Source organism: Streptomyces sp. NPDC025833 (assembly GCF_055558055.1).
Window position 1 is genome coordinate 1 of the sequence record NZ_JBVHNF010000049.1, and the last position, 11,498, is coordinate 11,498.

Genomic DNA, 11,498 nt, shown 5'->3' on the forward strand with positions numbered 1-11,498 from the left:
TCGGCCCCGCCCCGCACATACCCGGCGAGCTGCCCAGCCTGCGCCCTCAACCCCTCCACCGAACGCCCCGACACCACGAACGGCAACACACCACCACCGGCGGCAGACACGTCACCAGCCGAGGCAACCACATCAGCCGCCGCGGGAGCCTCCTCCACGATCACATGCGCGTTCGTCCCACTGATCCCGAACGACGACACACCCGCACGACGAGGACGCCCCGTCTCAGGCCACTCCCGCGCCTCGGTGAGCAACTCCACCCGACCGGCGGACCAGTCCACATGCGATGTCGGCTCCGTGACATGCAGCGTCTTGGGCAACACCCCCGCCCTGAGCGCCATGACCGTCTTGATGACCCCGGCAACGCCGGAAACAGCCTGCCCATGGCCAAGGTTCGACTTCAACGACCCGAGCCACAGCGGTCGATCAGCCTCGCGCCCCTGCCCGTACGTGGCGATGATCGCCTGGGCCTCGATGGGGTCCCCGAGCGTCGTGCCCGTACCGTGCGCCTCGACGGCGTCGACGTCCCGTGCGCTCAGGCGTGCGTTCGCGAGCGCCTGTCGGATCACCCGCTGCTGCGAGGGACCGCTCGGTGCGGCGAGCCCGTTGCTCGCGCCGTCCTGGTTGGTGGCACTCCCCCGGACGACCGCGAGGATGCGGTGCCCTTCGCGCTGGGCGTCGGACAGCCTCTGGACGAGCAGGACGCCCACGCCTTCGGACCAGCTCGTGCCGTCCGCGGCGTCCGAGAACGCCTTGCTGCGGCCGTCGGCGGCAAGCCCGCGCTGTCGGCTGAACTCGACGAACAGCCCCGGCGTCGGCATCACGCTGACACCGCCGACGAGGGCCATCGAGCATTCGCCGTTGCGCAGCGCCTGCACGGCGAGGTGGAGGCTGACCAGCGAGGAGGAGCAGGCGGTGTCGACGCTCACGGCAGGGCCTTCGAGGCCGAAGGTGTACGCGACCCGACCCGAGCCGACACTGCTGGCGTTGCCGGTGCCGAGGTAGCCCTCGACGTCCTCGGGGGTGCGGTCGAGACGTGTGGCGTAGTCCTTGGCGAGCATCCCGAAGAACACACCGGTCTGGCTGCCGCGCAGGGTCGCGGGGTCGATGCCGGCGCGTTCGACGGCCTCCCACGAGGACTCCATCAGCAGGCGCTGCTGGGGGTCCATGGCAAGGGCCTCTCGCGGAGAGATCCCGAAGAACTCGGCGTCGAAGTCGGCGACGGAGTCGAGGAACCCACCGGAGCGGACGTAGCTCTTTCCGTGCCGGCCGGGGTCGGGGTCGTAGATGCCGTCGAGGTCCCAGCCCCGGTCGGTCGGGAAGTCCGTGATCACGTCACGCTCTTCCGCGACGAGCCGCCACAGATCCTCAGGAGACTCGACTCCGCCAGGGAAGCGGCAGGCCATACCGACGATCGCGATCGGCTCATGGCCCGTCGACGGCGTTGTGGCCGGGACGATGGCGCGGGCGTCGTCGGTGTCCTTGGTGCCGAGCAGCTCGGTGCGGAGGAAGTCCGCGAGGGCGATCGGGGTCGGGTGGTCGAAGACGAGGGTGGTGGGCAGTCGGAGTCCGGTGGCCGCGTTGAGCCGGTTGCGAAGTTCCACGGAGGTCAGCGAGTCGAACCCTTGGTCCTTGAAGCTGCGTTCGGCGTCCGTAGACCCGGTGGAGGTATGTCCGAGGACGGTGGCTATGTGGGTGCGGACGATGTCGAGCAGGATGCGCGTCTGTTCGGACGCGGGCTGCGTTTCGAGTTCACGGGCCAGCGGGTTGTCCCGTCCGGTGGCGACGGCCTCGACGGCTCGGCGCACTTCCCGGGCCCGCACGATCCCCTGGAGCAGCCTGGGCATCGACCCGCCGGCTGTCTGGGTGCGCAGCGCGGCCTGGTCGAGGCGGACGGCCACGAGGTGCGGTTCGTCGACGTTCAGGGCGGCGTCGAGGAGGGCGAGCCCTTCCTCGGCCGACATGGCGACGACGCCGGAACGCCGCATCCGCGCCAGGTCCTGTCGGCCCAGCCCGCCGGTCATGGTGCTCGCCGGCTTCCACAGCCCCCAGGACACGGAGGACGCGGGAAGGTCGGCCGCGTGCCGCTGCCGTGCGAGCGCGTCGAGGAAGGTGTTGGCGGCGGCGTAGCCGGCCTGGCCGACGTTGCCGAGGATTCCGGCGAGGGAGGAGAAGAGGACGAAGGCGGCGAGGTCGTGGCCCGCGGTGAGTTCGTGGAGGTTGACCGCGCCGTCGACCTTGGCCCGCAGGACGCGTTCGAGGCGCTCGGGGGTGAGTGACTCGATCAGTCCGTCGTCCAGTACACCCGCCGCGTGGACGACGCCGGTCAGCGGGGCCGGTATGCGGGCCAGGACGGCGGCGAGCGCCTCCCGGTCGGACACGTCGCACGCCTCGACGACCACCCGGGCGTCCAGCCCCTCGGGGACCTCACCGCCGCTACGGCTCAGCAGGACCAGGTTGCGTACGCCGTGCTCGGCGACCAGATGCCGCGCCACCAGACGCCCCAGCGTGCCGGTACCGCCCGTGATCAGGACCGTGCCGTCCGGATCGAGCCGCCTGGGCATCCGCAGCACCAGCTTGCCCGTGTGCCTGGCCTGCGACATGAACCGGAACGCCTCCGGCGCCCGCCGCACATCGAACGACCGCACCCCGATGGGCTCCAGCACCCCGGCCGCGAACAGCGGCATCACCTCACTCAGCAGTTCCCCGATGCGTTCGGGCCCCGCCTCCAACAGGTCGTACGCCCGGTACGACACCCCTTCGACCCCATCCCGGATCTCCGTCTTGCCCATCTCCAGGAACCGGCCATCGGCCGAGAGCAGCCGCAGCGAGGCGTCGATGAACTCTCCTGTGAGGGAGTTGAGGACCACGTCGACGCCACCGGCGAACTTCTGCTCGAAGTCGAGCGTGCGGGAGCTCGCGATGTGGGCGTCGTCCAGGCCCATCGCCCGCAACACATCCCACTTGCCCTCGCTCGCCGTCGCGAAGACCTCCGCACCGACATGGCGGGCGATCTGGATCGCCGCCATGCCGACCCCGCCCGCACCGGCGTGGACCAGCACCCGCTCGCCGCGCTGAAGTTCACCCAGCTCCACAAGTCCGTAGTAGGCCGTCAAGAAGGCCACCGGCACCGATGCGCCCTGCTCGAACGACCACGTCGCGGGGAGGGCTGCCGTCATCCGGCTATCGGCCACGGCTACCGGTCCGAAGGCGTCGCGGAACATTCCGAACACCCGGTCGCCCACGGAGAGTCCGGTCACCTCGGAGCCGATCTCGGTGACGACACCGGCCCCCTCGCTGCCCATGCCGGTCTGGCCGGGCACCATGCCGTGTCCGATGAGTACGTCGCGGAAGTTGATGCCGGCCGCGTGAACATCGATCCGGACGTCGACCGGGCCCAGTTCCCGCTGTGCCGTCGGGGCGGGCAGGAGGGCCAGGTCGGACAGGGTGCCGGCGTCGGCCGTCGTCTCCAGACGCCAGGGTCCGGAGAGCGGCGGCAGCAGGGCGGCGCTGGAGGTGGTGCGTGCCAGCCGGGGGGTCCACAGGGCGCCGTCACGCACGGCCACCTGGGGTTCCCCGCAGTCGAGCGCCGCCACCAGGGCCGTGGCCGACTGGTCCGCCGGGTCGAGGTCGACGAGGACGAACCGCTCCGGGTGCTCGTTCTGCGCGGTCCGCATCAGCCCCCAGACCGGGGCATGCGTGAGGTCCACACCGACGGCCCCGTGCCCGGTCTGGACCGCGCCACGGGTCACCACTATCAGGCGGGACGCGGCGAAGTACTCGTCGGAGAGCCATTCCTGGACGAAGGCCAGGAAGCCGCCCAGGGTCTCCAGCACCTCTCCGTGTGTGTCCTCGTCGTCGGCCAGGATCACCGCGACCACGTCAGGCGCGGCTCCCTCGGACGCGCTCACCGCACGCAGGTCGGCGTACGGCTCGGCAGCGATGTGCGCGTCACGCAGGAGAGCGGCCGTGGCGTCGGCGGTGTCACCGAGAACCGCCCAGACCTGGTCGTTCGACCGGACCGTCCTGTCCACCTCGACCTGGGTCCAGTCGACGCGGAAAAGTGCCTCTTCAGCGGGATGGCGCCCGAGGTCGAGCCGGTCGAGCGCGACCGGACGGACCATCAGACCGCGAGCCGAGAAGACCAGTTGGTCGGACGTGTCGGTCGCGAGGACTCCCAGCGTCTCCGGTCCCGTGACGGTGAGCCGGACACGTAGCGAGGTCGCGCCGGACGCGTGGAGGGTGACGTCAGACCAGGCGAAAGGCAGCCTGACCGTGCCGGTGGGCGCAGCGTCCAGACCGCTGCGGGAGGCGGCGTGCAGGGCGGCGTCGAGCAGCGCCGGGTGCAGCCCGAACAGCGCCGCCTGCGCCGCCGGTTCGGCGGGGAGGGTGACTTCGGCGTACACGTCGTCGCCCGTCCGCCAGGCGGTGCGCAGTCCCTGGAACGCCGGGCCGTATCCGTATCCCGTGTCCGCCAGGGTGGAGTAGAAGTCGTCCAGGGCGATGGGCTCGGCTCCTGCGGGCGGCCAGGTTCCGAGGCCGGCCGTCCGGTCGTCGGGGGCCGGCGTCAGGACACCGGAGGCGTGCCGGGCCCACGCGTCGTCGAGGGCGCCGCCGCGCTCGGCACGCCCGTACACGGATACGGCACGCTCTCCGTCGTCGCCGGGAGTGTCGACGACCACCTGGAGCTGTACGGAGCCCTGCTCGGGGATCACCAACGGCGCTTCCAGGGCGAGTTCGGCGACACGTCCGCAGCCGACCTCGTCCCCGGCGCGTATCGCCAGCTCCACGAAAGCCGTGCCCGGCAGCAGTACCGTCCCGGCGACGGCGTGGTCCCGCAGCCACGGGTGGGTTCGCAAGGAGACCCGGCCGGTGAGTACGGCACCCTGTTCGCCGCCGAGTCGCACGGCGGCGCCCAGGAGGGGGTGATCCGCCTCGGCGAGACCGAGTTCGCGCGCGTCGCCGGTCGCGGGGGTGCGCTCCAGCCAGAAGTGCTGGTGCTGGAAGGGGTAGGTGGGGAGATCGGGTCCGGTCGTGCGGTTGGTGCCGACGAGGGGAGTCCAGTCGACCGGGAGACCATGGACGTACGCCTCACCCAGGGCGGTGGTGAAGCGGCGCAGGTCGCCCTCACCCCGGCGCAGGGTGCCCAGGACGACCGCCGCGTCCCCCACCGTGCCCTCCACCGGCGTGGTCAGCACCGGGTGCGCGCTGGTCTCGACGAACGCGTCGAAACCGTCCGCCAGCAGAAGGCGCACCGTCTCCTCGAAACGGACCGTCCGACGCAGGTTCGTATACCAGTACACCGCGTCCAGGGGAGTCGTCTCCAGGCGCTCCGCGGTCACCGCCGAGTAGAAGGGGACCCTGGGCGTCATCGGCTCGATACCCGCCAGATCCGCGAGGATGCGGTCGCGGATCGACTCCACCTGCACCGAGTGCGAGGCATAGTCCACCGGAATCCGACGCGCCCAGACGCCGGCAGCGTCACAGTCGGCCAGGAGCCCGTCCAACGCATCCGGCTCGCCCGCGACCGTCACCGAACCCGGACCGTTGACAGCCGCCACCGACACCCGGCCCCCGTAAGAGGCGAGCAACTCGGCCACACGCTCCACCGAAACACCCAGCGAGACCATGCCACCCATGCCCGCCAGGCCCACGATGGCCCGACTGCGCAACGCGACGACCTTCGCCGCATCCTCCAGGGACAGCGCACCCGCCACACACGCGGCAGCGATCTCACCCTGCGAGTGACCCACCACAGCAGCCGGAACGACACCGAACGACTCCCACAGCCCGGCCAGCGACACCATCACCGCCCACAAAACCGGCTGCACCACATCCACCCGGCCCATCCAGCCCTCCTCCGAGGACCTCAGAACCTCCCCCAACTCCCACTCCACATACGGCGCAAGCGCCACCTCACACGCGGCCACACGCTCCGCGAACACCGGCCACTCATCCAACAGACCAGCCGCCATCCCCACCCACTGCGACCCCTGCCCCGGAAACACGAACACCGGCCGCCCCACCGGACGCGCCGCACCCGTCACCGACTCGCCCGAGGCCAGCGCCTCCAGGCCAGATGTCAACTCCGTCCGGTCGGCAGCCAGTACGACACCGCGGTGCTCCAGCGCCGCCCGGCCCGAAAGCAACGTCCGGGCGACCGCGCCGAGTTCGATCTCGGGACGATCGGCGAGGAACTGGGCCACTCGACCTGCCTGAGCACGGAGCGCACTCTCCGACTTGGCCGACACGAGGAACGGAAGCGTGACGCCGCCGTCCTCGGTGGGCTCGGCGGGGGCGGACTCGGGTCCCTGCTCCAGGACTACGTGTGCGTTGGTGCCGCTCGCCCCGAAGGAGGACACGCCCGCACGACGGGGACGCCCGGTCTCGGGCCACTCCCGCGCCTCGGTGAGTAGCTCCACCCGACCGGCGGACCAGTCCACGTGGGGCGACGGCTCGGTGACGTGCAACGTCTGCGGCAGCACGCCGGCCCGCAACGCCATCACCATCTTGATCACACCCGCCACCCCGGCGGCGGCCTGCGCGTGACCGAGGTTCGACTTCAACGAACCCAGGAACAACGGCTGCTCCTGCGACGGACGATCCTGCCCGTAGGTCGCGATGACCGCCTGAGCCTCGATCGGGTCTCCGAGCGTGGTACCCGTCCCGTGCGCCTCGACGGCGTCCACGTCCCCGGTCTCCAGACCGGCGTTGGCGAGCGCCTGCCGGATCACCCGCTGCTGAGAGGGACCGTTGGGAGCGGTCAGCCCGTTGCTGGCGCCGTCCTGGTTGACCGCGGACCCCCGCACCACGGCCAGCACCCGGTGCCCAAGACGCACCGCCTCCGACTGCCGCTCCACCAGCAGCACGCCCACACCCTCGGCCCAGCCCGTACCGTCCGCCGCAGCCGAGAACGCCTTGCACCGACCGTCAGCCGACAACCCGCGCTGTCGGCTGAACTCGACGAACACCTCGGGAGTGGACATGACCGTCACACCACCGACAAGTGCCATCGTGCACTCGCCGTTCCTTAACGCCTGGGCCGCCAGGTGCAGGGCGACCAGCGACGAGGAGCACGCCGTGTCCACCGTCACCGCAGGGCCTTCCAGCCCGAAGGTGTACGCGACCCGGCCGGAGACGGCGCTTCCCGACTTGCCGGTCAGCGCGTAGCCCTCGACCTCGGCGCTCGCCGCGCCCGTGCCGTCCACGTAGTCGTGGTACATGACGCCCGCGAAGACGCCCGTCTGGCTGCCGCGCAGCCCGGCCGGATCGATCCCGGCCCGCTCGAACGCCTCCCACGACGTCTCCAGGAGCAACCGCTGCTGGGGATCCATGGCAAGGGCCTCGCGCGGGGAGACCCCGAAGAAGTCGGCGTCGAAGTCGCCTGCGTCGTAAAGGAAACCGCCTTCGGAGGCGTAGCTCTTGCCCAGGGCTGTGGGATCGGGGTCATAGAGGTTCTCCAGGTCCCAACCCCGGTTCTCGGGGAAGCCGGCGACAGCGTCCCGGCCCTCCGCGACGAGGTCCCACAGGTCTTCCGGTGAAGCCACTCCGCCCGGGTAGCGGCACGCCATACCGACGATCACCACAGGGTCGTCGCTCGCCGCGTCGGGGGTCTGCGCGGGCCCGGCGACGATCGTGTCCGATCCGAAGAGCGCCTCCTCCAGATGACGGGCGAGCGCGGAGAGGGTCGGGTAGTCGAACACGAGCGTCACCGGCAGGCGCAGGCCCGTCGCCGCGTTGAGGCGGTTACGCAGGTCCACCGCGAGCATCGAGTCGAATCCGAGCTCCTTGAAGGCCCGTGCGGCCTCGACCGTCTGTCCCGACTCGTGGCCGAGCACGAGGGAGACATTCGTGCGGACCAGGTTGAGGATCTCGGCCTCGCGTGCCGGTGCGTCGAGCGCGGCCAGGCGTGCGGCGAACCGGGAACCGTCGGTGCCGGCAGCGGTGGACGCGGTACGCCGACTCGTCGTCCGTACGACGCCGCGCAGTACGTCGGGAAGCGAACCCGACGCCGCCCGGGCGCGCAAAGCCACCGGGTCCAGGATCACCGGCAGGAGGTGCGCCTCGTCGGAGCGCAAAGCGTCGTCGAAGAGGGCGAGCCCCTCGTCGTTCGTGAGGGCCCGGACTCCCCGGCGCAGAGTACGCGCCGCCGTGGTGCCCTCGGCGGTGCCGGTCATGCCGCTGGTCTGCGCCCAGGGTCCCCAGCCCAGCGAGACCGCGGACTTGCCGGACGCGCGACGTTCCTGGGCGAGTGCGTCGAGGAAGGCGTTCGCCGCCGCGTAGTTGGCCTGACCGCTGTTGCCGAACACGCTCGCGGCGGAGGAGAAGAGGACGAAGGCGGAGAGGTCCAGGTCCCGGGTCAGCTCGTGCAGGTTGACGGCACTGTCGACCTTCGCCCGCAGCACCGTGCGGAGTCGCTCGTCGGACATGCCGGCCACGACACCGTCGTCCAGCACACCGGCAGCGTGCACCACACCCGCCAAACGACCCGGCACACGCTCCAGGACACCCGCCAGGGCATCCCGGTCGGCCGCGTCGCAGGCCTCCACCACCACCGACACATCCAGCGCGGCGAGCTCCTCCACCAGCTCGCCCACACCCGGCGCATCCAAGCCGCGACGCCCCAGCAGCACCAGCTCACGAACACCGTGGCGCACCGCCAGATGCCGGGCCACCAGACCACCGAGCGTGCCGGTGCCACCGGTGATCAGAACGGCACCCTCACCCCACGACACCTCCCCTTCCGTCACCACGTGCCGCACCAGACGCGGCACGCTCAACACGCCGTCCCGCACCGCCACTTCCCGCTCACCGACCGCCAACGCGGCCCGCACATCAGCCAGCCACTCGTCCCCCTCCGCCTCCACGAGGACGAACCGGCCCGGATTCTCCGTCTCCGCCGACCGCACCAGACCCGAGACCACACCGCCGGGACCCCGGGTCACCACCGCCAACCGCGAAGCCTCGAACCGCGCATCGGCCAACCACGCCCGCACCACACCCAACACCCCAGCGGCCATGCCGTGGACGTCCGACCCGTCGAAGCAGGGCAGGACAACCACCTCAGGCGCACCGTCCACCGCGTCCAGACCAGAGGCGTCACCGTCGAGCACAACCAGCTGACCCGAGAACTCCCCCTCCACCGACCCCACTGGCGCCCAATCGACCCGGTACATCCCCCCGCCGGTCCGCGTCTCCTGGAACTGCTCGATCGAGACGCGCTGGAGCGACAGGGAGCCGACGTCCATCACCGGTCGGCCTGTCTGGTCGCCCAGTTCGACAGCAACCTCGTCGGGGCCGAGGCGGGCGAGCCGTACGCGTACGGCGGTGGCACCGGTCGCGGACAGGGAGACGTCGGCCCAGCGGCCGGGCACCAGGAGTCGTCCGTCCGCGTCGTTGTCGAGCGCCAGACCGTGGAGCGCGGCGTCCAGCAACGCCGGATGGATGCCGAAGCCCTGCGGTGCTTCTTCACCCGAGGGCAATGTCACGTCGGCGTAGACGTCCTCCCCGACACGCCAAGCCGCCGAAAGCCCCCGGAACAGGCCCTCGTACCCATGCCCGACCTCGGCCAGGTGGTCGTAGAAGGCGTCGAGGTCGATGGGGCGCGCACCCGTCGGCGGCCACACCTCGAACCGGCCGGCCTCATCGGCGGAACCCTGCCTCACCGCCAGTACTGCGGTCGCGTTGCGCGTCCAGGGATCGTCGGCGTCGGCGTACGCCCTGCGCGAGTGGATACTCAGGCCGTACGCCCCGTCCTGTTCCAGTTGCTCGACGCGGACCTGGACCTGTACGTCACCCCTCTCGGGGATGACCAACGGCACTTCCATGACGAGCTCTTCGATCAGGTCACAGCCCACCTCGTCGGCGGCGCGGATCGCCAGGTCGACGACGGCCGCACCGGGAAGCACCACGGTTCCGCCCACTCGGTGGCCGGCCAGCCACGGGTGTGCCGCGAGTGACAGCGCCCCGGTCAGGAGCAGACCCTCGGAGTCCGCCAGCGAGACCGACGCGCCCAGGAGAGGGTGCTCTGCCCTGGCGAGGCCGGCGGACGTGAGGTCACCGGTGGAGGTGCCGACGGTGGTCGGCCAGTAGTGACGGCGTTGGAAGGGGTAGGTGGGGAGGTCGGGTCCGGTCGTGCGGTTGGTGCCGACGAGAGGGGCCCAGTCGACCGGGAGACCATGGACATACGCCTCACCCAGGGCGGTGGTGAAGCGGCGCAGGTCGCCCTCACCCCGGCGCAGGGTGCCCAGGACGACCGCCGCGTCCCCGACCGTGCCCTCCACCGGCGTGGTCAGCACCGGGTGCGCGCTGGTCTCGACGAACGCGTCGAAACCGTCCGCCAGCAGAAGGCGTACCGTCTCCTCGAAACGGACCGTCCGACGCAGGTTCGTATACCAGTACACCGCGTCCAGGGGAGTCGTCTCCAGGCGCTCCGCGGTCACCGCCGAGTAGAAGGGGATCCTGGGCGTCATCGGCTCGATACCCGCCAGATCCGCGAGGATGCGCTCACGGATCGACTCCACCTGCACCGAATGCGAGGCATAGTCCACCGGAATCCGACGCGCCCAGACGCCGGCAGCGTCGCAGTCGGCCAGGAGCCCGTCCAACGCATCCGGCTCGCCCGCGACCGTCACTGAACCCGGACCGTTGACGGCGGCCACCGACACCCGGCCCCCGTAAGAGGCGAGCAACTCGGCCACGCGCTCCACCGAGACACCCAGCGAGACCATGCCACCCATGCCCGCCAGGCCCACGATAGCGCGACTGCGCAACGCGACGACCTTCGCCGCATCCTCCAGGGACAGCGCACCCGCCACACACGCGGCAGCGATCTCACCCTGCGAGTGACCCACCACAGCAGCCGGAACGACACCGAACGACTCCCACAGCCCGGCCAGCGACACCATCACCGCCCACAAAACCGGCTGCACCACATCCACCCGGCCCATCCAGCCCTCCTCCGAGGACCGCAGAACCTCCCCCAACTCCCACTCCACATAGGGTGTGAGCGCAGCCTCACACGCGGCCACACGCTCCGCGAACACCGGCGACTCATCCAGCAGAGCGGCCGCCATCCCCACCCACTGCGCCCCCTGCCCCGGAAACACGAACACCGGACGAGCCGAAGACCGCACACCACCCGCCACCGACCCACCAGCAGCCAGCCCATCCAGCCCTGCCACGAGTTCACCGCGGTCAGCCGCGACCACGACGCCCCGGAACTCCAACGCGGACCGAGCCGCCACCAACGCCGAAGCGACCCCACTCAACTCGGCCCCGCCCCGCACATACCCGGCGAGCTGCCCAGCCTGCGCCCTCAACCCCTCCACCGAACGCCCCGACACCACGAACGGCAACACACCACCACCGGCGGCAGGCACGTCACCAGCCGAGGCAACCACATCAGCCGCCGCGGGAGCCTCCTCCACAATCACATGCGCGTTCGTCCCACTGATCCCGAACGACGACACACCCGCACGACGAGGACGCCCCACCTC

At 70.9% G+C, this 11,498-nt stretch carries 1 protein-coding gene and 1 pseudogene; both read right to left on the reverse strand.

Going from position 1 to position 11,498, the window contains the following annotated elements; translation table 11 throughout:
* On the reverse strand, window positions 1-11,075 hold an 11,075-nt coding region (locus tag ACZ4K2_RS36820), incomplete at its 3' end, for an SDR family NAD(P)-dependent oxidoreductase (RefSeq protein WP_467770018.1).
* 141 nt (window positions 11,076-11,216) lie between these two features.
* Window positions 11,217-11,495, reverse strand: a pseudogene (locus tag ACZ4K2_RS36825) (ketoacyl-synthetase C-terminal extension domain-containing protein); the annotation flags it as partial.
* Window positions 11,496-11,498 lie beyond the last annotated feature (3 nt).